The organism is Calidifontibacter indicus (assembly GCF_003386865.1).
Taxonomy (GTDB): domain Bacteria; phylum Actinomycetota; class Actinomycetes; order Actinomycetales; family Dermatophilaceae; genus Yimella; species Yimella indica.
In genome coordinates this window covers 2,427,799-2,448,894 of sequence record NZ_QTUA01000001.1, presented here as the reverse complement: position 1 = coordinate 2,448,894, position 21,096 = coordinate 2,427,799, and the positions used below count along the sequence as shown (strand labels likewise).

General features: G+C 69.1%; 19 protein-coding genes. 15 read left to right on the top strand and 4 right to left on the bottom strand.

Annotated features, from left to right (window positions below; genetic code table 11):
• The first annotated feature begins 4 nt into the window (after window positions 1-4).
• Genes secD through DFJ65_RS11625 form a run of 4 tightly spaced genes read left to right on the top strand, consistent with a single transcriptional unit; the run spans window position 5 to window position 6,085 of the window.
• On the top strand, window positions 5-2,074 hold the full coding sequence (gene secD, locus DFJ65_RS11640) for a protein translocase subunit SecD (RefSeq protein WP_245950192.1): 2,070 nt from the start codon (window positions 5-7) through the stop codon (window positions 2,072-2,074).
• 6 nt (window positions 2,075-2,080) lie between these two features.
• A complete protein-coding gene (secF, locus tag DFJ65_RS11635) occupies window positions 2,081-3,211 on the top strand; it encodes a protein translocase subunit SecF (protein WP_342767514.1) in 1,131 nt (376 codons plus the stop codon).
• On the top strand, window positions 3,208-3,756 hold the full coding sequence (locus DFJ65_RS11630) for an adenine phosphoribosyltransferase (RefSeq protein ID WP_115923161.1): 549 nt from the start codon (window positions 3,208-3,210) through the stop codon (window positions 3,754-3,756). The genes secF and DFJ65_RS11630 overlap by 4 nt, the downstream gene beginning before the upstream one ends.
• 40 nt (window positions 3,757-3,796) lie before the next feature.
• Window positions 3,797-6,085 (top strand): RelA/SpoT family protein, encoded by a 2,289-nt coding sequence (locus DFJ65_RS11625; protein WP_115923160.1) that lies wholly within the window; start codon window positions 3,797-3,799, stop codon window positions 6,083-6,085.
• Window positions 6,086-6,143: 58 nt separating this feature from the next.
• On the opposite strand, the gene DFJ65_RS11620 is transcribed toward DFJ65_RS11625, so the two are convergent.
• From DFJ65_RS11620 to DFJ65_RS11610, 3 genes are read right to left on the bottom strand one after another with little or no spacing between them, the layout of a single operon-like run.
• Entirely contained in the window at window positions 6,144-7,451 is a 1,308-nt protein-coding gene (locus DFJ65_RS11620) for a M18 family aminopeptidase (RefSeq protein ID WP_115923159.1), read from the bottom strand.
• Entirely contained in the window at window positions 7,451-8,818 is a 1,368-nt protein-coding gene (locus DFJ65_RS11615; RefSeq protein ID WP_245950190.1) for a DUF349 domain-containing protein, read from the bottom strand. Before DFJ65_RS11615 ends, DFJ65_RS11620 begins: the two co-directional genes overlap by 1 nt.
• Window positions 8,819-8,838: 20 nt before the next feature.
• Complete coding sequence (locus DFJ65_RS11610) at window positions 8,839-9,570, bottom strand: peptidylprolyl isomerase (RefSeq protein ID WP_115923158.1); 732 nt, start codon at window positions 9,568-9,570, stop codon at window positions 8,839-8,841.
• Window positions 9,571-9,718: 148 nt separating this feature from the next.
• Between DFJ65_RS11610 and DFJ65_RS11605 the strand changes: the two genes are divergently transcribed.
• A complete protein-coding gene (locus DFJ65_RS11605) occupies window positions 9,719-10,414 on the top strand; it encodes an MBL fold metallo-hydrolase (RefSeq protein WP_115923157.1) in 696 nt (231 codons plus the stop codon).
• 73 nt (window positions 10,415-10,487) lie between these two features.
• Window positions 10,488-11,843 carry a histidine--tRNA ligase gene (gene hisS, locus DFJ65_RS11600; RefSeq protein ID WP_115923156.1) on the top strand — a complete coding sequence of 452 codons (1,356 nt, stop codon included), beginning with the start codon at window positions 10,488-10,490 and terminating at the stop codon, window positions 11,841-11,843.
• A gap of 5 nt (window positions 11,844-11,848) precedes the next feature.
• Here hisS and DFJ65_RS11595 read toward each other — a convergent pair whose 3' ends face one another.
• Window positions 11,849-12,517 carry a hypothetical protein gene (locus tag DFJ65_RS11595; RefSeq protein ID WP_115923155.1) on the bottom strand — a complete coding sequence of 223 codons (669 nt, stop codon included), beginning with the start codon at window positions 12,515-12,517 and terminating at the stop codon, window positions 11,849-11,851.
• Window positions 12,518-12,599: 82 nt separating this feature from the next.
• On the opposite strand from DFJ65_RS11595, the gene xerD reads away from it, so the two are divergent.
• From xerD to der, 9 genes are all read left to right on the top strand, one after another.
• Complete coding sequence (xerD, locus tag DFJ65_RS11590; protein ID WP_115923154.1) at window positions 12,600-13,526, top strand: site-specific tyrosine recombinase XerD; 927 nt, start codon at window positions 12,600-12,602, stop codon at window positions 13,524-13,526.
• 99 nt (window positions 13,527-13,625) lie between these two features.
• A complete protein-coding gene (locus tag DFJ65_RS11585) occupies window positions 13,626-14,480 on the top strand; it encodes a ParA family protein (protein WP_281269871.1) in 855 nt (284 codons plus the stop codon).
• The gene (locus tag DFJ65_RS11580; protein ID WP_115923152.1) at window positions 14,449-15,432 is read left to right on the top strand and encodes a segregation and condensation protein A; all 984 of its coding nucleotides are present in this window, start codon (window positions 14,449-14,451) and stop codon (window positions 15,430-15,432) included. The genes DFJ65_RS11585 and DFJ65_RS11580 overlap by 32 nt, the downstream gene beginning before the upstream one ends.
• Window positions 15,425-16,093, top strand: coding sequence for an SMC-Scp complex subunit ScpB (scpB, locus tag DFJ65_RS11575; RefSeq protein WP_115924267.1), 669 nt, complete (start codon window positions 15,425-15,427; stop codon window positions 16,091-16,093). Before DFJ65_RS11580 ends, scpB begins: the two co-directional genes overlap by 8 nt.
• Window positions 16,090-16,989, top strand: coding sequence for a pseudouridine synthase (locus tag DFJ65_RS11570; protein WP_115923151.1), 900 nt, complete (start codon window positions 16,090-16,092; stop codon window positions 16,987-16,989). Before scpB ends, DFJ65_RS11570 begins: the two co-directional genes overlap by 4 nt.
• A gap of 73 nt (window positions 16,990-17,062) precedes the next feature.
• Window positions 17,063-18,160, top strand: a complete 1,098-nt coding sequence (locus tag DFJ65_RS11565) for a prephenate dehydrogenase (RefSeq protein ID WP_115923150.1) — start codon at window positions 17,063-17,065, stop codon at window positions 18,158-18,160.
• A gap of 38 nt (window positions 18,161-18,198) precedes the next feature.
• Window positions 18,199-18,882 carry a (d)CMP kinase gene (gene cmk / locus DFJ65_RS11560; RefSeq protein WP_170144073.1) on the top strand — a complete coding sequence of 228 codons (684 nt, stop codon included), beginning with the start codon at window positions 18,199-18,201 and terminating at the stop codon, window positions 18,880-18,882.
• Window positions 18,879-19,559 carry a lysophospholipid acyltransferase family protein gene (locus DFJ65_RS11555; protein ID WP_115923148.1) on the top strand — a complete coding sequence of 227 codons (681 nt, stop codon included), beginning with the start codon at window positions 18,879-18,881 and terminating at the stop codon, window positions 19,557-19,559. The genes cmk and DFJ65_RS11555 overlap by 4 nt, the downstream gene beginning before the upstream one ends.
• A 38-nt stretch (window positions 19,560-19,597) precedes the next feature.
• Window positions 19,598-21,076, top strand: coding sequence for a ribosome biogenesis GTPase Der (gene der / locus DFJ65_RS11550; RefSeq protein WP_115923147.1), 1,479 nt, complete (start codon window positions 19,598-19,600; stop codon window positions 21,074-21,076).
• Window positions 21,077-21,096 lie beyond the last annotated feature (20 nt).

The window sequence follows — 21,096 nt, the reverse complement described above, 5'->3', positions numbered from 1 at the left end:
TTCCGTGGCAACACGTGCCCGACGCGCGCCGGCTGCCAAGCCCAAGCGCACGCTTTTCCTGCTCCTGCTGATCATCGCCGCGCTGTTCGGCGGGATCGCGGCCACCACCGCGTGGGGCAACCCGAAGGGTCAGTGGACCCCGAAGCTCGGCCTCGACCTCGAGGGCGGCCGTCAGGTCGTGCTCGAGCCGGTGCTCGGCGCCGGCCAGCAGGTCAACGCCGGCCAGGTCAACCAGGCCGTCAACATCATCCGCCAGCGGGTCGACGGCACCGGTGTGGCCGAGGCCGAGGTGAGCACCCTCGGTGACCGCAGCATCGTCGTCTCGATCCCGGGCAACCCCTCGAAGGCGATCCTCGACTCGCTCGCGCAGTCCTCGAAGCTGACGATCCGCGCCGTCATCGCCGCGTCGCAGCCGCTGGTCGACGCACCCACGACGTCCGCTTCGCCGAGCGCGACCAGCTCGGGTGCCGCCACGTCCAGCTCGACGTCCAGCCCGGCCTCGAGCCCGGCCACCAGCACCTCGGCGCCGGCCGCGAACTCGTCCGCCTCCGCCACCCCTTCTTCGTCTGCGTCGTCCTCTGCGTCTGCGACTGCCTCGGCGACCACCTCGGCGAACGCTCCGTTCCCGGAGGCCTACGCCGCGGCCACGACCACCCCGGCGGCACCGTCCGCGTCGACCTCGACCTCGGCGTCCACCAGCGTACCGGCGTCCACCAACGCCCCGGCCGCGACCACCTCGGTGCAGCCGACCCTGCCGGGCGGCGCGGCCGCCAGCACCTCCTCGGCAACCACCGCCGAGCCGGTGCAGCCGACCCTGCCCGGTGCCGCCACCGCCGGCATCCCCGAGAGCCCCAGCGACACGCAGTGGGCCACCAAGCCGGTCGCCGACATCTGGGTGCGCAACGGCCTCGCCAAGAAGGGCACGACCTACCAGCAACTGCTCGCACAGATCAGCTGCCACAACACCGACCCGAAGAAGGGCCCGACGGCCGCCAAGTGGCGTGAGATCTCCGCGCAGGCGCCGGAGAACCAGCCGACCGTGGCCTGCTCCAAGGAAGGTGACGCCACCTACCTGATGGGCCCGGTCGAGGTCGACGGCTCGACGATCACCAACGCGTCCTTCGGCCAGCGCACCAACGCCAACGGCGTCGCCACCGGCGAGATCGCGGTCAACCTGGAGTTCAACAGCAAGGGCGCCAAGGCCTTCGGCGAGATGACCCGCCGCATCGCCGCACTGCAGGGTGACCAGAACAAGTCCGCGATCAACGTCGACGGTGTCGTCATCTCCGACCCGAGCACCAACGGCCCGATCCTCGACGGTCGCGCCGAGATCAGCGGCGGCTTCACCTCGGCCAGCGCCAAGACCCTCGCCGACCAGTTGAAGTTCGGTGCGCTGCCGTTCAGCTTCAAGGAGCTGACTTCCGACCAGATCAGCCCGCAGCTGGGCACCGAGCAGCTGCAGAAGGGCCTGCTCGCCGGCCTCATCGGTCTGCTGCTGGTGGTTCTCTACTCGCTGTTCCAGTACCGCGCGCTCGGTCTGGTGACCGTGGCCTCGCTGGTCGTCGCGGGCTCGATCACCTACGGCGCCGTCACCTTCCTCGGCTACGCCAACAACTTCCGGCTCACGATGGCCGGCATCACCGGTCTGATCGTGTCGATCGGTATCACCGCCGACTCGTTCATCGTCTACTTCGAACGAGTGCGCGACGAGGTGAGATCGGGACGCCCGTTGCGGGCCGCGGTCGAGACCGGCTGGGCCCGGGCGCGCCGCACGATCATCATTTCGGACGCGGTGAACTTCCTCGCCGCCGCGGTGCTGTACGTGCTGTCCGAGTCGAGCGTGAAGGCCTTCGCGTTCACCCTCGGTGTCACCACCCTGATCGACCTCATGGTCGTGATGATGTTCACCCACCCGACACTGTCGCTGCTGGCCCGCACGAAGTTCTTCGGCAACGGTCACAAGTGGTCCGGTTTCGACCCGGAGCGCCTCGGCGCCGCCGGCGTGACCTACGCCGGACGTGGCCGAGTGACGATCGCCGATCGCAAGGCCGCTGCGGCCGAAGGGGCGCTGTAACCCATGATGAGCTTCGCGCAATTCGGTAACGACCTCTACACCGGTCGCCGTCAGTTCGACTTCGTCGGACGCCGGCGCACCTGGTACGCCATCTCGATCGTGCTGCTGGTGGTCGCCGCCCTCGGCCTCCTCGGCCGCGGAATCAACCTCAGCCTCGAGTTCAAGGGTGGTTCGGAGCTGCGGGTGCAGGGCGTCACCCAGATGAACAACTACGAGCAGCGGGCCACGGACACCGTCCGCAAGGTCACCGGCAGTGACGACCCGATCAGTGTCACCAAGCTCGGCACCAACCAGATCCGCATCCAGGCCAAGAAACTCGGCGACAACTCCGCCGCGACCACCGACAAGGTGTCGCAGGCGTTGGCGACCGAGTTCGGGGTGCCGACGGCCTCGGTCGACAGTTCCTACATCGGTCCGTCATGGGGCAAGACCGTCACCAACAAGGCGCTGATTGCGCTGGTGGTCTTCCTCGTGCTCGTGTCGGTGGTGCTGGCGCTCTACTTCCGCACCTGGGCGATGGCGTTCTCCGCCCTCGTCGCCCTGCTGCACGACCTCGCGTTCACGGTCGGCATCTACGCCCTCACCGGCTTCGAGGTCTCGCCGGCCACCATGATCGGCTTCCTGACCATCCTCGGTTACTCGATCTACGACACCGTGGTGGTGTTCGACAAAGTGCGTGAGAACGCGGCCGAGGCGTTCGCCACCGGACGCCGGTCGTACGGCCAGGCGGCCAACTACGCGGTCAACCAGACGCTGGTGCGATCGATCAACACCTCCGTCGTCGCGCTGCTGCCGATCCTGTCGCTGCTGGTCGTCGGTTTCACGCTGCTCGGCCCCGGCACGCTGCTCGACCTCGCGCTCGTGCTCTTCGTCGGTATCGCCGTCGGCACCTACTCCTCGATCTTCATCGCGACGCCGCTGCTGGTCTCGCTGCGCAACCGTGAACCGGCGGTGCAGGAACTCGCGCGCCGCGCGAAGCAGTACCAGGAGCTCACCGCGTCGGACGAGACCGGCACCGCCCAGTCGTCCTCCGGTGTGGTCGACCCCGACCGGGAGAAGGTACTCGCCGAGGCGCGCGCCGAGCGGGCCGCGAACAAGCGCGAGTTGCACCCCTGGGCGACCAAGGACGCCGAATGAGCGGCGGGACGGGTAGCGACGTGACCACCGATATCCAGCAGTTGCTGCTGTCGCGGGTGCACGACATCCCCGACTTCCCCAAGCCGGGCGTGCTGTTCAAGGACCTCAACCCGCTGTTCGCCGACGCTGCAGCGTTCGCTGCGGTGCTCGACCACATCGCCTCCCGGTGGGAGGGCAAGGTCGACATGGTCGGCGGCATCGAGGCGCGCGGCTTCATCGTCGGCACGCCGTTGGCGCAGCGGATGGGCGTCGGCTTCCTGCCGGTGCGCAAGGCCGGCAAGCTGCCGGGGGAGACGATCAGCCAGACCTACGACCTGGAGTACGGCACGGCCACCGTCGAGGTGGCCAAGGACGCCTGCCGCGGGAAGCGTGTGCTGCTGGTCGACGACGTGTTGGCCACCGGCGGCACGGCCTCGGCGACGGCGCAGCTGCTGCAGCGCGCGGGCGCCGAGGTGGCCGGACTGGAGTTCCTGCTCGAGGTCGCCTTCCTCCAAGGGCGGGCGCTGCTGGCCGACCACGAAATCAGTGTCGTCGCACAGGCCTGAGCCTGCGGATCGACCCAGCCGCTGCGACTAAGATCCATCCATGGTCGAGCAGGAACGTTCCGGATCCCGCGTGCGGGCCCGGCTGGTGCGCCTCGGCGCACCCCGCACCCCCCAGCACCAGGTGTTGGGACCCCTGCTGCGCACCGTCCGGGCCACCCACCCGAAGGCCGACGTCACGCTCATCGAGCGGGCCTACGCAGTGGCCGAGCGGGCCCACCGCGGCCAGACCCGCAAGTCGGGCGACCCGTACATCACCCATCCGCTCGCGGTCACCACGATCCTCGCCGAGCTGGGGATGCAGCCGGCGGTGCTCGCGGCGGCCCTGCTGCACGACACGGTCGAAGACACCGACTACTCGCTGACCCAGCTGCGGGCCGACTTCGGCGACGAGATCGCGCTGCTGGTCGACGGCGTCACCAAGCTCGACAAGATGACCTACGGGCAGGCCGCCCAGGCCGAGACCGTCCGCAAGATGGTCGTGGCGATGGCCAAGGACATCCGGGTGCTCGTCATCAAACTCGCCGACCGCCTGCACAACGCCCGCACCTGGCGGTACGTGTCGGTGGAGTCGGCCACCCGCAAGGCCAACGAGACTCTCGACATCTACGCCCCGCTGGCGCACCGCCTCGGCATGAACACCATCAAGTGGGAGTTGGAAGATCTCTGCTTCGCGGTGTTGCATCCGAAGGTCTACGACGAGATCGCCCGGCTGGTCGCCGAGGCGGCACCGGCCCGCGAGCAGTACCTGCAGGGTTTCCGGGAGCAGGTGACCAGCGACCTCAAGGCGGCCCGCATCGAGGCGGCGGTCACCAGCCGTCCGAAGCACTACTACTCCGTGTACCAGAAGATGATCGTGCGCGGCCGGGAGTTCAAGGACATCTACGACCTGGTCGCGGTGCGCATCCTGGTCGACTCCGTGCGTGACTGTTATGCGGTGCTCGGCACACTGCACACCCGGTGGAGCCCGGTGCCGGGGCGGTTCAAGGACTACATCGCCACCCCGAAGATGAACATGTACCAGTCGTTGCACACGACGGTCATCGGCCCCGACGGCAAGGCCGTCGAGATCCAGATCCGCACCCACGCGATGCACCACCGCGCCGAATACGGTGTCGCCGCCCACTGGAAGTACAAGGACGAAGCCAAGTCGGCGGCCACCGGCATCCCGGCAGCCCCCGACGGTGGCCAGGTCGACGAGATGGCGTGGTTCCGGCAGCTGCTCGAATGGCAGCGCGAGACCTCCGACCCCGACGAGTTCCTCGACAACCTGCGCTTCGACGTCGGCAGCCAGGAGGTCTACGTCTTCACCCCGAAGGGCGAGGTCGTCGGGCTCCCGGTCGGGTCGACCCCGGTCGACTTCGCCTACGCGGTGCACACCGAGGTCGGTCACCACACCATCGGTGCGCGCATCAACGGACGGCTCGCGCCGCTGGAGTCGCCGGTCGAGAACGGCGACGTCATCGAGATCCTGACCAGCAAGGCCGACGGTGCCGGCCCGAGCCGCGACTGGCTGAACTTCGTCAAGAGCCCCCGGGCCCGCAGCAAGATCAGGCAGTGGTTCTCCCGCGAGCGTCGCGAAGAAGCCATCGAGTCGGGCAAAGACCTGCTCGCCAAGGCGCTGCGCAAGCAGGGCCAGGGCATCCAGCGGCTGATGAACGCCGACCTGCTCGCGCAGGTGGCCCGCGACCTGCACTACCAAGACATCGACGCGCTCTACGCCGCGGTCGGCGACAACCACGTGTCGGCCGAACACGTCTCCAAGCTGCTGCGCGATGCTGTCGGCGGGGCCGACGAGACGGCCGCCGAGACCGAAGACCCGGAGCCGATCACCACCCGCGCCCAGACGCGGCGACGGGCCGGCGACCCGGGTGTCACCGTCGTCGGCACCGACGACGTGTGGGTGAAGCTGGCCCGCTGCTGCACTCCGATGCCGGGTGACGACATCATCGGGTTCGTCACCACCGGCCACGGGGTGTCGGTGCACCGCGACGACTGCACCAACGCCGACCAGTTGCGCGCACAACCCGACCGGCTCATCGAGGTCGCGTGGGCGCCGTCCGCCGCGAGCGTGTTCATGGTGCAGTTGCAGGTCGAGGCCCTCGACCGCAAGGGGCTGCTGTCGGACGTGACCCGCGTGCTCACCGAGCAGCACGTCAACATCCTGTCGGCGAACCTCTCGACCGCCCAGAACCGCGTCGCGATCTCCCGGTTCACCTTCGAGATGGGCGATGCCGGACACCTCGACCACGTGATCCGCGCCGTCCGCAAGGTCGACGGGGTGTTCGACGTCTACCGGCTCACCGGCTCCGGCCACCGGGTCGGCGCCTGAAACCACCCCCGCACCACCCGCAAAGGCTGCAGGCAACTGCAGCGTTTGCGTAGTCGCGTCAGGCGGGGGACAGGAACGCCGCGAGGGCGGCGGCGTACATGCCCTGGTCGGCGGCGCCGACGAGTTCGCGCACCGAGTGCATCGACAGCGTCGGTGCACCGAAGTCGACGGTCGTCGCACCGGTCAGCGCGGAGGTCATCGGGCCGACGGTCGAACCACACGGGAGGTCGGAGCGCATCACGAACGACTGCATCGGCACCCCGGCCTGCTCGCAGGCCAGCTTGAACGACGCCGCCCCGACGCTGTCGGTGGCGTAGCGACCGTTGGTGTTGACCTTGAGCACGGGCCCGCCGTTCAGGGCGATTTGGTGGTCGGGTTCGTGCCGGTCGGCGTAGTTGGGGTGGGTCGCGTGCGCCATGTCCCCGGACGCGATGACCGTGCCGGCCAGGGCCCGGTGGAACTCCTCGCGTCCGCCGCCGAGGCCGGTGACGATGCGCTCGAGCACCGTCGGCAGCAGCACCGAGAACGCGCCGCGTTCGGTCATGCTGCCGATCTCCTCGTGGTCGAACAGCACCAACACCTGGGTGGTGGGGGCGGACGGCGCGGCGTCGACCGCCGCGATCAGCGCGCGGGTGCCGGCGTACGACGTCGCCAGGTTGTCCATCCGGGCGCCGGCGACGAACTCGCCGTTCAACCCGGTGCGGGCCGCGGGCTGCACGTCGTGGGTCATGACGTCCCAGCCGAGCACGTCCTGCGGCTCGACCGCCAACCGTTCGGCGAGGAAGTGCGCGAACGACGGCACTTCGCCGAGGCCCCAGTGCGGTGCCAACTGGAACTGTCGGTTGAGCGACTCACCCTCGGCGGCGCTGCGGTCGAGGTGGATCGCGAGGCGGGAGATGCGCAGGAGCGGCTCGTCGATCTGCAGCAAACGGGTTGTCGCAGAGCCGTTCTCGCGCACGGCGACGCGTCCGGAGAGTCCCAGGTCGCGGTCGAGCCAGCTGTTGACGATCAGGCCGCCGTAGGGCTCGACCCCCAACTGAGCGAAGCCGAGCCGGCCGTGGTCGGGGTTCGGTTTGATGCGGAAGTTGGGGGAGTCGGTGTGGGCCCCGACGATCCGGAACGGCGTGGTGGCGTCCGCGGAATGCTCGGTCGACCAGGCGACCAGCGTGCCACCACGCACCAGGTAGTAGCGGCCGGACTCGGTCGGCCAGGCGTCGGTCTCGGCGACCTTCCGGAACCCGGCGGCCTCGAGCAGACCACCGGAGGTCGCGCAGGCGTGAAACGGCGACGGGCTGGCGTTGAGGTAGTCGACGAGCCCGTCGGCCGCGTCGTGACCCGAATCGATGGAGGACTGACCGGACGTCATCAGCCGCCGAACTCCTTCACGCCGCCCATCGCCTGGTCGAGCCAGGCCTGCTTCGCCTTGAGCTCCTCGCCGATCTTCGCGGCCTTCTTGGAATCGCCGGCGGCCTCGGCGGCGCTCAGGTCGGCCTGCAGGTCGTCGACGGCCTTCTGCAACTGGGCCGCGAACGACCCTGCGCGAGCAGCGAGCTCGGGATCGGACTTCTTCCACTGCGCGCCCTCGGCGTCGCGGATCGCCTGCTCGACCTTGCGCATGCCGCGCTCCATCCGGTCGATGTCCTTGCGTGGCACCTTGCCGGCGGCGTCCCACTTGTCCTGGATCGCGTGGAGGTCCTTCTTGGTCTGCTCGAGGTTCTTGATCGGCAGCAACGCCTGGGCCTGGGCGAGGAGTTCTTCCTTCACCTTCAGGTTGGCCTCGAACTCGACGTTCTCGGCGGCGACGACCTCGTCCTTGGCGTTGAAGAACGCGTCCTGTGCGGCCTTGAACTTCGCCCACAGCGCGTCGTCGTCGGAGCGCGACGCCCGGCCGGCGCGCTTCCAATCGGACATCAGACGCTTGAACGCTGACGCCGTCGGGCCCCACGCGGTGCTGGTCGACAGCTTCTCGGCCTCGGCGACGAGCTTCTGCTTGGCGGCCTTCGCCGACGCGTGCTCCTCGTCGAGCTTGGCGAAGTGGGAGCGGCGGGTCTTGTCGAAGCCGTTGCGGGCTGCGCTGAAGCGGGCCCAGAGCGCGTTCTCGGTCTCCTTGTCGAGGCGAACCTGGCTGCGCTGCAACGCCTTCCACTCATCCAGCAGCTCACGCATGCGGGAGGTCGACTGCTTCCACTGCACCTTCTCGACCGGCTGCCCGGCGATCTTCTCGGCCTCGGCCACGAGCGCCTCGCGCTGGCCGGCGGCTTCCTTCTTTGCCTCGGCGCGGGCCTGCGACTCGACCTCGGCCTTCGCAGACAGCGCGGTCGCGATCTGCTCGACGGTGTTGTCGAGCGCGGGCAGGTCGCCGACGACATTCGCCTCGGCCACCTGCTGGCGCAGGGTCTTCAGCGACGCCTGCCCGTCCTGGGTCGACAGATCGGTCTGCACGACGCGCTGCAGCAGCAGGTTGGCCGACGCGGCCAGTTCGTCGTACTTGCGCGCGAAGTAGGCGAGCGCCTCCTCGTGGGTGGCATCCGGGTAGGAGCCCACCTCCTTCTCGCCGTCGGGGGTGCGCACGAACACGGTGCCGTCTTCGGCGACCCGGCCGAAGGAGGTGGAGTTGCTCGCCGGTGCGGCGGGGGTGGCCGACGGCGCATCCGCGGCCGGCGGATGCGGCTTCATCGCGGCGGGCGTGGGCACTCCCGGGCGGGGGGTCGGCTTCGGTGCGTCGGTCGACATCGGTCAGGCCTTCTTCTCGGTCACTTCTTGCTGATGCTGATCTTCAGGACGGAGATCGGCTGGTTGGGTGCGGTGTTGCCATTGGCGTCCTCGGCCGCGGCGCCGGCCGCGGCGACATGGTCGACCACGTCCATTCCACCCACTACCTTGCCAAAGATCGTGTACCCACCGGCGGAGTCGGCGGGAATGGAGGTGTCGGCGACGGTGATGAAGAACTGTCCACCGTTGCTGTCGGCGTTGTTGGCCTGGCGGGCCATCGCCAGGGTGCCCTTGGGGTACTGGTTGTCGGACGGCGCGTTCTCGATGCCGAAGGTGTAGCCCGGACCGCCCTGACCGGTGCCGGTCGGGTCGCCGCACTGCAGCACGAACTCGGGCACGAACCGGTGGCACGGGGTGTCGTCGTAGTAGCCCTTGGCCAACTGCAGAAACGACGCCACGGTCTGCGGCGCCTTGTCGCCGTCCAGTTCCAGGGTGATCGTGCCGCAGTTGGTCTCGACCTTGGCGATGAACACCTGGCCCTGCGCGGTCTTCTTGTCCGGCAGCGTCAGCGCCTGATCCTTGGCACGCGGCGTCGGCGCGGTCGTGCAGGTGACCGGCGTCGACTTCTGCGACGAGGTGACGTTCTGCGGGCTGTCCGCGCCGTCGGCGCACGCCGACAGGCCGGCGGTAAGGCAGGCCGTCGCCAACACGGCGATCAGCGGACGCCGCAGCGACACCAAAAGGTGCTGACGGTGGTGCAGGGTGTGACGCACGGGTCTCCTCGTAGAAACGACCGGCCGGGGTGTTGCGCACGGCCGCCGGTCAGTCTAGGGACAGGGCCCGACGCCGTGGTGTGCGGCAGGTCACGAGCCGGATACACCTCGCGACCGACCCCCGCGTTGCGTGGATACGCTTGACCGTGTGTTGACCGTCTACTTCCCGGCCCAGGCCTTCGCCACCAACTGCTACGTGCTCGCCACCGGACGCGGCCAGGAATGCGTGGTGGTCGACCCGGGCATCGGTGTCGTCGACCAGTTGCGTGAGGTGCTCACCGAGTACGACCTCAAACCGACCGCGGTGCTGCTCACCCACGGTCACGTCGACCACGTCTACTCGGTCACCCCGGTCTGCGGCGGCGAACTGGGCGCCTACATCCACGGCGACGACCGCTACCGGCTGGAAGACCCGCTGAAGCTGCTTCAGCCCGGCATGCTCGCGATGTTCGAGCAGCAGTTCGGCGCGTCGGCCACCTGGAAGGAGCCGGAGAAGATCGTCGAGGTGAACGACCAGCAGCGCCTGAGCCTGGCCGGGCTCGACCTCACCGTGCATCACGCCCCGGGTCACACCGAGGGCTCGGTGATGTTCTCGCTCGACACCGTGCCCGACGGTCTGCCCGACGAGGTCGGCGTGACCTCGACGCTGCTGTCCGGAGACGTGCTGTTCTCCGGGTCGATCGGCCGCACCGACCTGCCGGGCGGCTCGCACGACGCGATGCAGCGCTCGCTGAAGAACGTGGTGCTGCCGATGCCCGACGACCGTCTGGTGCTGCCCGGGCACGGTCCGGGCACCACGGTGGCGGCCGAGCGCGCGGCAAACCCCTTCCTGCAGGGCCTGTGAGCCACTGCCCGTCCGACACCACCTCTTGTCTGAACAACCTTTTCTCAGAACAACCAAGGACTGAACCGAACACATGGCTTCCAAGGTCACCCCGATCAGTGGCTTCCAGGAATGGCTGCCGACCGACCGCATCGTCGAGCAGCACTTCCTCGACACCATCCGCGAGGTCTTCGAACTGCACGGGTTCGCCTCGATCAACACCCGCTCGGTCGAGCCGGTCGAGCGGCTGTCCAGCCAGGGTGAGGACGCCGACAAGGAGATCTACGCCGTCCGCCGGTTGGCCGCGCCGGCCGGTGACGACTCCGAGCCGTCGCTCGGCCTGCACTTCGACATGACGGTGCCCTTCGCGCGTTACGTTCTGGAGAACGCCGGCAAGCTCACCTTCCCGTTCCGTCGCTACCAGATCCAGCAGGCGTGGCGCGGGGAGCGGCCCCAGCGTGGCCGCTACCGCGAGTTCATCCAGGCAGACATCGACATCGTCGACGCCGACCAGTTGCCCTCGCACTACGAGGCCGAACTGCTGCTGGTGATCGCCGACGTCTTCTCCCGTCTCCCGGTCGGCGACTACACGATCCACGTCAACAACCGCAAGATCTGCGAAGGCTTCTACCGCGGGCTCGGCATCGACGACGTCATCGGCACCCTGCGCATCGTCGACAAGCTTGACAAGATCGGTGCCGAGAAGGTCGCCGAGTTGCTCGTCGCGAACGGCCTCACCGACGACCAGGCCAAGCAGTGCCTGGCGCTCGCCGAGATCAGTTCGCCCGACGGTTCGTTCGTCGAGCGGGTGCGTGCACTGGGTGTGGAGCACCCGACCCTGGACGAGGGCCTCGAACACCTGGCGTCGGTGATCGCCACCGCGTCCGAGCACGCGCCGGGTGTCGCCGTCGCCGACCTGCGCATCGCCCGCGGCCTCGACTACTACACCGGCACGGTCTACGAGACGATGCTCGAGCGCGACCCCGGCTACGGCTCGATCTGCTCCGGTGGGCGCTACGACTCGCTCGCCTCCGACGGCAAGCGCACCTTCCCCGGTGTCGGCATCTCGATCGGTGTATCCCGCCTGCTCGGGCTGCTCATCGGCGAGGAGGGTCTGACCGCGTCGCGCCAGACGCCGGTGGCGGTGCTCGTGGCCGTCAACGACGAGGACAGCCGGGCCGAGTCGACCCGCATCGCAACGGCGTTGCGCGCCAGGGGCATTCGCACCCTTGTCGCGCCGAAGGCGGCGAAGTTCGGCAAGCAGATCCAGTTCGCCGACCGGCGCGGCATCCCGTTCGTGTGGTTCCCGGGTGCGGGCGACGACGGTAGCGACCAGGTGAAGGACATCCGCTCGGGTGAGCAGGTGGGCGCCGATGCGGCCACCTGGGCACCGCCGTCCGCCGATCTGTTGCCGTCGTTGGTGTTGCCGCAGCAGCCGGCGAACTCCTAGGAGGCTCAGGCCTCGTCGGGCTGCGCGGCCGCGCCGCGTGCCGTCGCGGCACGGGAGACGATGGCCTCCGCCTTGCCCGGCTTGAGGCCGAGGCGCCGCAGGTGGAGCTCACCGAGGGCCTTGGTGGTGTCGGCGTCGCCGACCCGCCAGCCCGCGGCCGGGCCGGTGCTGATCGCGAACAGGTCTGCGGCACTGCGGTGTTGCAGCGCGCGCAGAGCCAGCACGTCCATGCCGGCCTCGGTGGCGCGCAGCTTCGCCGCCTGCGTGGCCCGCCTGACGTAGGGCAGTCGCACCGCGGCCCAGAGCGCCACCCCGAACAGGAACGGCGCGAGCATGGTCAGCAGGCCGAGCAGGTTGCCCAGGTTGTCGAGGCCGACACCGAGGTCGTGGCCGGCGACCGAGATCTGGTTGGCCGCACCGGCCGACTTGTCGAAGGGTTCCTGCAGCGTGTCGCCGACCAGCGGCACCTTGCGCAGCCGTTGACCGGCGTCGGTGAGGTTGCCACTCAGCGAGGAGGCGCTGGTCTGCAGCTTCTGCGCGCCGGTCATGCCTTTGTCGGCCTCGTCGTTGACTGCGTGCCCCAGGCGCCACCACAGGATCAACCAGCCGACCACGACGGCGTCGAAGACGATCTGTCGAACCAACCGGGCCGGTCGTTCGGCGTAAATCTTCATCGGGGTCCCCTCCTGCGATGCATGCGGCGAACCTACCCGTAGGCCCACCTGTGTCGGTGACAAGCAGGCACAATGCTCCTCCATGAGCTCCACACCGTTGGATCGAGCAGCAAGGGGCTGGCTCGATCACCTAAGGGTCGAACGCGGCTTGTCACCGCACACCCTCAAGGCGTACGGGCGTGACATCTCCCGCTACACCGCCTATCTCGCCGCGGCCGGCGTGCGTGAACCGAAGGACATCACCGAGACGATGGTGAGCGGTTTCCTCGCCCATCTGCGGCAGGGCGACGACGAGCACCGTCCGCTCGCCGCCTCGTCGGCGGCACGGTCGCTGGTGGCGGTGCGGATGTTCCACCGGTTCCTGGCGTTGGAGGGGGAGACCGCCGTCGATGCCGCCGAGGGTGTCGCGCCGCCCACGCCGGGACGACGGCTGCCGAAGGCGATCGGTCAGGACGAGATGGCCCGCCTGCTCGACGCGGCCGCTGTCGGCGACACCCCGAACTCGTTGCGGGACAGAGCTGTTCTGGAGTTGATGTACGGCATCGGCGCGCGGGTCAGCGAGGTGACCGGCCTCGACGTCGACGACGTCGATTTGCAGACCGACACCGTGCGGGTGTTCGGCAAGGGCGACAAGGAACGGCTGCTGCCGCTCGGCCGGTTCGCGAAGGAAGCGATCGAGGCGTATCTGGTGCGCGCCCGCCCGGTGTTCGCGGGGCAGGGCAGCGGCACCCCCGCGCTCTTCCTCAACCAGCGCGGCGGACGCCTGACCAGGCAGTCGGTCTGGAACCTCGTCCAGGCCTGTGGCGAGCGCGCGAACCTCGGCATGCACCTGTCGCCGCACACCCTGCGGCACTCGTTCGCGACCCATCTGCTCGACGGCGGCGCCGACGTGCGGGTCGTGCAGGAACTGCTCGGCCACGCCTCGGTGACCACCACGCAGATCTACACGATGGTCACCGTCCAGCAGTTGCGTGAGGTGTTCGCCGGCGCTCACCCGCGCGCGACCTGAGCGCAGGTGACGATCGGCACGCCCCGCACGGACGCGCCGACCCCGGCGACGTAATACCCTTGCGGTTGATCGGCGAGAGCCAGAGCACAAGGAGAGATGTTGAGCCAGCAGGACACGTTGGGTCCGACCGGACGACCGCTGCCGAACTTCCCGTCCCCACCCCGCCTCACCGCGCACGGCCCGGCGCGCATCATCGCGATGTGCAACCAGAAGGGCGGCGTCGGCAAGACGACCACGACGATCAACCTCGGTGCGGCGCTCGCGGAGTACGGCCGCAAGGTGCTCGTCGTCGACTTCGATCCGCAGGGTGCCCTGTCGGCGGGGCTCGGCGTGCGCAGCAACGAACTCGACGAGACGGTCTACAACCTGCTGGTCGAGCGCGGCCACGACATCCACAAGGTGATTCAGCCGTCGGGCGTCGACAATCTCGACGTGCTGCCGGCCAACATCGACCTGTCGGCGGCCGAGGTGCAACTGGTCGGTGAGGTCGCCCGCGAGATGATCCTGGCCCGGGTGCTGCGCCCGGTCGAGGACGAATACGACGTCATTCTCATCGACTGCCAGCCGAGCCTCGGCCTGCTCACCGTCAACGCGCTCACCGCGTCGCACGGCGTGATCATTCCGCTGGAGTGCGAGTTCTTCGCGATGCGCGGCGTCGCGTTGCTGGTCGAGACGATCGACAAGGTGACCGACCGGCTCAACCCGCGCCTGGAGATCGACGGCATCCTCGCCACGATGTACGACGGCCGCACCCTGCACAGCCGCGACGTCGTGCGCTCGGTGGTCGACCACTTCGGCGACAAGGTGTTCCACACCACCATCAACCGCACGGTGAAGTTCCCCGACGCCACGCTCGCCGCGGAGCCGATCACCAAGTACGCCTCGAGCCACGGCGCTGCCGAGGCCTACCGACAGTTGGCTCGTGAACTCATCGCTCGCGGCGACGCAGCCTGAGCCGGTAGGCGAGCCGAGCACCGACCCCGAGGTCGAGGCAGGCGCCGACCTCGACCCGTCGGTTCCCGGCGGTGTCATCACCAAACGCGCGTCGTCGGCGCCGTTCGAGGTGCACCTCGACGTCTTCTCCGGCCCGTTCGAACTGCTGCTCGGGCTGATCTCCAAGCACAAGCTCGACGTCACCGAGATCGCGCTGCACAAGGTCACCGACGAGTTCATCGCCCACATCCGTGCGGCGCAGAAGTCGCAGGCCGACTGGGACCTCGGGCAGGCCTCGGAGTTCCTGCTCATCGCGGCAACCCTGTTGGACCTCAAGGCTGCCCGGCTGCTGCCCAACTCCGGCCCGGAGGACGAGGAGGATCTCGCGCTCATCGAGGCACGCGACCTGCTGTTCGCCCGGCTGCTGCAGTACCGCGCGTTCAAACAGGTGGCGAGTGCCTTCGAGCAGCGGATGGCGACGGCCGGGCGCATCACCGCGCGCCAGGCCGGGCTGGAGGAACGGTTCGCCGGCCTGCTGCCCGAACTGGTGATGAACGTGACCCCGGAGCAGCTGGCGATGATCGCGGCGAACGCGATGATCCCCAAACCGCCGCCGCAGGTGGGGTTGGAGCACCTGCACCAGGCCGCGGTGAGCGTGCGCGAACAGGCCGGCATCGTCGCCGACAAGTTGCGCAGCGCGAAGGTTTCGTCGTTCCGCGACCTCGTCGAGGACGCCGACTCCACCCTGGTGATCGTCGCTCGCTTCCTGGCGGTGCTGGAGCTGTTCAAGGAGGCGGTGATCGTGTTCGAGCAGCCGGAGGCGCTGGGCGAACTCACCGTCCGGTGGACGGCGGACGAGGACGCGCAGGTGCAGGTGAGCGCGGAGTTCGACGAGGCCGATCAGACGACCGAAGAGACGACCGAAGAGACGACCGCAGATCGTGACGAAGCTGAAGGAGGCGCCGATGACTGACGCCGAGGACCGGCCCGGCGAGGCCCTGCCGATCGAGGTGCCCGACGCGCCGGTGGAGGCTCCGGTGGAAACGCCGGTCGAACCCGAGGGGTTCGACCTCGACGACTTCCCGGGCGGTGCGCGCAGCACGATCGAGGCGATCCTCATGGTGGTCGACCAGCCGCTCAGCGAACTCGAACTCGCCGACGCCCTCGAACTCGAGGAGTCGGAGGTGCACGATCACCTCGTCGCGCTCGAAGACGAATACGCCTCGCAGCAGCGCGGATTCACGCTGCGCCAGATCAACGGCGGGTGGCGCGTCTACAGCCGCGCCAATTACGCCCCGGCGGTCGAGAAGTTCCTCATGGGCGGTCAGCAGGCCAAACTGACCCAGGCATCGCTGGAGACCCTTGCGGTGATCGCCTACCGGCAGCCGATCTCGCGCGCCCGGGTCAGCGCCGTCCGCGGGGTGAACGTCGACGGTGTGATCCGCACGCTCACCACCCGTGGGCTCATCGCCGAGACCGGCACCGACGGTGACGGCGGTGCGATGCTTTACGGCACCACCCCCTACTTCCTGCAGCGCATGGGCCTGTCGTCGCTCGACGAACTGCCCGCGCTCGCCCCTTATCTGCCCGACACCGACGTCATCGACGAACTCATCGAACAGGGACACGCATGAGCACCCCCCGTAACAACCCGCGCAACTCCGGCAACTCCGGTGGTCGACCGGCCAAGAAGGCGACCCACCGCAAGGGCAAGGGCCCGGTCGCCCAGGGCCGACACGGCGCACCGGCCGGCACCCAGCGTCCGCCGAGCCGTCCGGCCCCGGAGCCGGTCGACGTGCACGACCCCGACGGCGTGCGCCTGCAGAAGCTGCTCGCGGCGGCCGGCGTCGGCAGCCGACGGGTATGCGAACAACTGATCGCCGACGGACGGGTCACCGTCGACGACCAGGTCGTCACCGAACTCGGCGTGCGCATCGACCCGCTCAAGCAGGTGGTGCACGTCGACGGCGAGCGCGTCGTGCTCGACGAGAACCGCGTCTACTTCGCGTTCAACAAGCCGCTCAACGTCGTTTCCACCATGGAGGACGATCTCGGCCGGGAGTCGGTCGGCGACTTCGTCGGCGACCGTAAGGAGCGGCTCTTCCACGTCGGCCGGCTCGATGCCGACACCGCCGGCCTGCTGTTGCTCACCAATGACGGCGAGCTCGCCAACCGCCTGCAGCACCCGCGGTACGGGGTGCAGAAGACGTACGTCGCGGTGGTGCGCGGTCCGCTCGAGCATGGCGTCGGCAGGGCGTTGCGCGAGGGCATCGAACTCGAGGACGGCCCGGTGAAGGTCGACTCGTTCAAGGTCATCGACTCCCAGCCGGGTTGGGTGATGCTCGAGGTCGTGCTCCACGAGGGGCGCAACCGCATCGTGCGGCGCATGCTCGAAGCCGTCGGCCACCCGGTCGAGTCGCTGGTGCGCACCGACGTCGGGCCGGTGCAGCTGGGCGACCTGCGCCCGGGCAAGATGCGTCCGTTGTCGTCGAGCGAGGTCAAGGCCCTCTACAAGGCCGCCGGCCTCTGAAACCCCACGAAGTTCTCCGCTCGTTCCTCGCTCCGATACTTCGCGGGGACCCCGAAAAGGCAGAAGGGAGCACGTGCACCACGTGAAGCACATACGCATCGTCGGCTGCGGCCTCATCGGCACCTCTGCCGGACTCTCGTTGTCCCGCAGTGGTTTCCGGGTGTCGCTGCACGACCCGTCGCCGACCGCGCAGGCCATCGCCCGTGACATGGGCGCGGGACAGACCGGCGTGACCGACGCGCCCGACCTGGTGCTGGTCGCGGCACCGCCCGACGTCGCCGCCCACGTGGTCGCCGACGAGTTGCGGCGGTGGCCGCAGGCGGTCGTCACCGACGTCGCGTCGGTGAAGGAACAGGTGCTGAACGGGGTGCGGGCGGCGGGCGGCGACCTGTCGCGCTACGTCGGGTCTCACCCGATGGCCGGACGCGAGCGGTCCGGGGCCGTCGCGGCACGCGCCGACCTGTTCGACGGCCGCACCTGGGTGATCTGTCCCGGCGACGACTCCGCCGCCGAGGCCGTCGCCGCGGTGAAAGCGGTCGCCGAGGCGACCGGTGCGGCGACCGTCACGATGGACCCGGTCGAGCACGACCACGCCGTGGCGGCCGTGTCGCACGTGCCGCAGCTGGCGTCGAGCCTGGTTGCAGCCCGGCTCCGTGAGCTCTCCGATGCGGCGATCCGGTTGTCGGGCCAGGGAATTCGTGACGTCACCCGCATCGCCGAGAGCGACCCGATGCTCTGGACGCAGATCCTGTCGGGCAACGCGGCCGCGGTCGCCCCGGTGCTCGACGCGCTGCTCGACGACCTCACGGCGGTGCGCACCGCGATCACCGACCTCGCGGGAACGGGCGCAGACACGGACACCGCGCCGGGCGCGCGCCAGGTGCTCGCGCGCACGATCGCCGAGGGCCAACTCGGGCACGCGCGCATCCCCGGCAAGCACGGCAGCGCGCCGACCGCGTACGCCACGGTCGTCGTCGTGGTGCCCGACGAACCCGGTCAGCTCGGCCGACTGTTCAACGACATGGGTGAGGCCGGCATCAACCTCGAAGACCTCCACCTGGAGCACGGCGAGGGCATCCCGGTCGGTCTGGCCGAGGTGTCGGTGTTGCCCTCGGTGGTCGACCGGTTGATCGACGAACTCGGGGCGAAGGGCTGGACGGTGCACCGGTGAGTGCGGGGCAAGCAATGACGGCAGTGAAGGGAAGCAGGATGAATCAGGTGCAGGTCGCGATCGACGGGCCGTCGGGCACGGGCAAGTCGTCGGTGTCGAAGCTGGCCGCGAAGGAGCACGGCTGGGGCTACCTCGACACCGGTGCGATGTACCGCGCGCTCACCTGGTGGTGCCTCGATCAGGGCATCGACCTCACCGACCAGCAGGCGGTGGCCGAGGCGGGCCGCACGTTCGATCTGCGGATGGGCACCGACCCGTCCGCGCCGTCCGTCGCGGTGGGAGAACGGCGCATCGACGCCGAGATCCGTGAGCCCGCGCTCACCGAGCAGGTTGCCGCAGTGGCCACCAATCTCGAGGTGCGCGCGAACATGCGCGACCGTCAACGGGCCCTGATGGAGCAACTTGCCCAGGAAACCGGGGGAGTCGTGGCCGAGGGCCGGGACATCACGACCGTCGTCGCCCCCGACGCGCAGGTGCGCATCCTGATGACGGCCAGCGAGCAGGCGCGGCTGGCCCGCCGCTCCAAGGAGCTGAGCTCGACGGTGGAGGCGACCCGGGCGCAGATCGTCGACCGCGACAAGGCCGATTCCACCGTGTCGCAGTTCATGACGGCGGCCGACGGTGTGCGCCTGGTCGACACCTCCGATCTCACCTTCGAGCAGTCGCTGGCGGCGGTGCTGCAGATCGTGCAGGAGGCCATCGACGCAGGGGAGCGAGAATGACCGAGCAGGTGCAGTTCGACCGGCACTGGGCCGATCGCGGACGCCGCATCGGCAACCGACTCGGCCGCGCGATCTACAAGGTGCAGGTGCTGCACCCCGACCGGCTGCCCGCGGACGGCCCGGTGGTGCTGGTGTCGAACCACACCGGCTTCCTCGACGGTCCGGTGGTGTTCTGCCTCGCGCCGCGCACCGTGCACTTCCTGGTGAAGCGCAGCTACTTCAAGTCGGTGTGGGGCCGCATCCTCACCGGCGTCGGGCAGATCCCGATCGAGCAGCGCACCGGTGACCGTGAGGCGCTGGCGATCGCGAAGTCGTTGCTGGCCGACGGTCACGTCGTCGGTATCTTCCCCGAGGGCACCCGCGGCGCCGGCACCGTCGAGTCGGCCCACCAGGGCGCCGCGTGGCTGGCCCTGCAGACCGGTGCGACGATCGTGCCGGCCGCGACCCTCGGCACCCGTGGCACCGGCAGCGGGCGTGAGTCGTGGCCCAAGCCGCGCTCGCCGATCGCGATCAGCTTCGGCGAAGCATTCGATCTGCCCGACTTCAAGGGTGTGCCCGGACGGCAGAAGCTGACGTTGGCGACCGAGGAGATCCGCACCCGCTTGGTCGAGCAGGTGCAGGCCGCGGTGGCCGAGACCGGTCTGCAACTGCCGACGGACGCGCCCCCGCCCGCCTGAGTTTCGGAATCACCCGGGGTGTCGGGGATGATGGGGGAATGACCGAAGAAACCCCCACCGCAAACCACGACGAGGAACAGGTCGAGCGTGCCCTGCGAGCGGGGTTGGAAGACTTCGACCTCAGTGACGAAGACCGCGCGCTGCTGTCCCGTGAGGGCGGTGACGACGACGAACTCTCCGAGGAGGAGACGCGTCCGGTCGTCGCGATCATCGGCCGCCCGAACGTCGGCAAGTCGACCCTGGTCAACCGAGTCATCGGACGCCGCGAGGCCGTTGTCGAGGACGTCCCGGGTGTCACCCGCGACCGCGTCGCCTACGACGGTGAGTGGAGCGGACGCCGCTTCACCCTGGTCGACACCGGTGGCTGGGAGATCGACGCTCAGGGCATCCACCTGCGCGTGGCCGAGCAGGCCGAGGTGGCCATCGACCTCGCCGACGCTGTGTTGTTCGTCGTCGACGCCACGGTCGGCGCCACCGACGCCGACGAAGCCGTCGTGAAGCTGCTGCGCCGCTCCAAGAAGCCGGTCGTGCTCGTGGCCAACAAGGTCGACGACCAGCGCACCGAGGCCGATGCCGCGATGCTGTGGTCGCTCGGTCTCGGCCAGCCGTGGCCGGTCTCCGCACTGCACGGACGCGGCACCGGCGACGCGCTCGACGCGCTGCTCGACGTGCTGCCCGCCAAGACCACCGTCGCCGGCGCCTATCAGCGCGGTGGCCCGCGCCGTGTCGCCCTCGTCGGCCGCCCGAACGTCGGCAAGTCGTCGCTGCTGAACAAGCTCGCCCGCGAAGACCGCGTGGTCGTCGACAATGTCGCCGGCACCACCCGCGACCCGGTCGACGAGTACATCGAACTCGGCGGCAAGACGTGGCGATTCGTCGACACCGCCGGTATCCGCCGTCGCGTGCACCAGACCCGCGGCGCCGACTTCTACGCCTCGCTGCGCACCCAGACCGCGATCGAGAAGGCCGAGGTGGCGGTCGTGCTGATCGACGCCGAGGAGTCGATCGCCGAGCAGGACATTCGGGTCGTGCAGCAGGTCATCGACGCCGGCCGCTCGCTGGTCGTCGCGTTCAACAAGTGGGACCTGCTCGACGAGGAGCGCCGCTACTACCTCGAGCGTGAGATCGAGCGTGAGTTGGTGCAGATGACTTGGGCGCCCCGGGTCAACATCTCCGCGCAGACCGGTCGCAACGTCGACAAGTTGGTGCCGGCGATCGAGACCGCGCTCGACTCGTGGGACACCCGCATCCCGACCGGTCGTCTCAACGCGTTCATCGGTGAGATCGTCGCCGGCCACCCGCACCCGGTGCGAGGTGGCAAGCAGCCGCGCATCCTGTTCGCGACCCAGGCGTCCACCCGTCCGCCGCGCTTCGTGATCTTCGCGTCGGGCTTCATCGAGCACGGTTACCGCCGGTTCGTCGAGCGTCGGCTGCGCGAGGAGTTCGGCTTCGAGGGCACCCCGATCGAGATCTCGGTGCGGGTGCGCGAGCGCCGCGGCAAGAACGCCGGCCGCTGACATTCGCCACCCACCACCTC

Bases quoted from the DNA above. Each gene is read 5' to 3' on its own strand.
- secF (WP_342767514.1), top strand. From the start codon at position 2,081: ATGAGCTTCGCGCAATTCGGTAACGACCTCTACACCGGTCGCCGTCAG.
- DFJ65_RS11630 (WP_115923161.1), top strand. From the start codon at position 3,208: ATGAGCGGCGGGACGGGTAGCGACGTGACCACCGATATCCAGCAGTTG.
- DFJ65_RS11625 (WP_115923160.1), top strand. From the start codon at position 3,797: ATGGTCGAGCAGGAACGTTCCGGATCCCGCGTGCGGGCCCGGCTGGTG.
- DFJ65_RS11620 (WP_115923159.1), bottom strand. From the start codon at position 7,451: ATGACGTCCGGTCAGTCCTCCATCGATTCGGGTCACGACGCGGCCGAC.
- DFJ65_RS11615 (WP_245950190.1), bottom strand. From the start codon at position 8,818: ATGTCGACCGACGCACCGAAGCCGACCCCCCGCCCGGGAGTGCCCACG.
- hisS (WP_115923156.1), top strand. From the start codon at position 10,488: ATGGCTTCCAAGGTCACCCCGATCAGTGGCTTCCAGGAATGGCTGCCG.
- DFJ65_RS11595 (WP_115923155.1), bottom strand. From the start codon at position 12,517: ATGAAGATTTACGCCGAACGACCGGCCCGGTTGGTTCGACAGATCGTC.
- xerD (WP_115923154.1), top strand. From the start codon at position 12,600: ATGAGCTCCACACCGTTGGATCGAGCAGCAAGGGGCTGGCTCGATCAC.
- scpB (WP_115924267.1), top strand. From the start codon at position 15,425: ATGACTGACGCCGAGGACCGGCCCGGCGAGGCCCTGCCGATCGAGGTG.
- DFJ65_RS11570 (WP_115923151.1), top strand. From the start codon at position 16,090: ATGAGCACCCCCCGTAACAACCCGCGCAACTCCGGCAACTCCGGTGGT.
- cmk (WP_170144073.1), top strand. From the start codon at position 18,199: ATGAATCAGGTGCAGGTCGCGATCGACGGGCCGTCGGGCACGGGCAAG.
- DFJ65_RS11555 (WP_115923148.1), top strand. From the start codon at position 18,879: ATGACCGAGCAGGTGCAGTTCGACCGGCACTGGGCCGATCGCGGACGC.
- der (WP_115923147.1), top strand. From the start codon at position 19,598: ATGACCGAAGAAACCCCCACCGCAAACCACGACGAGGAACAGGTCGAG.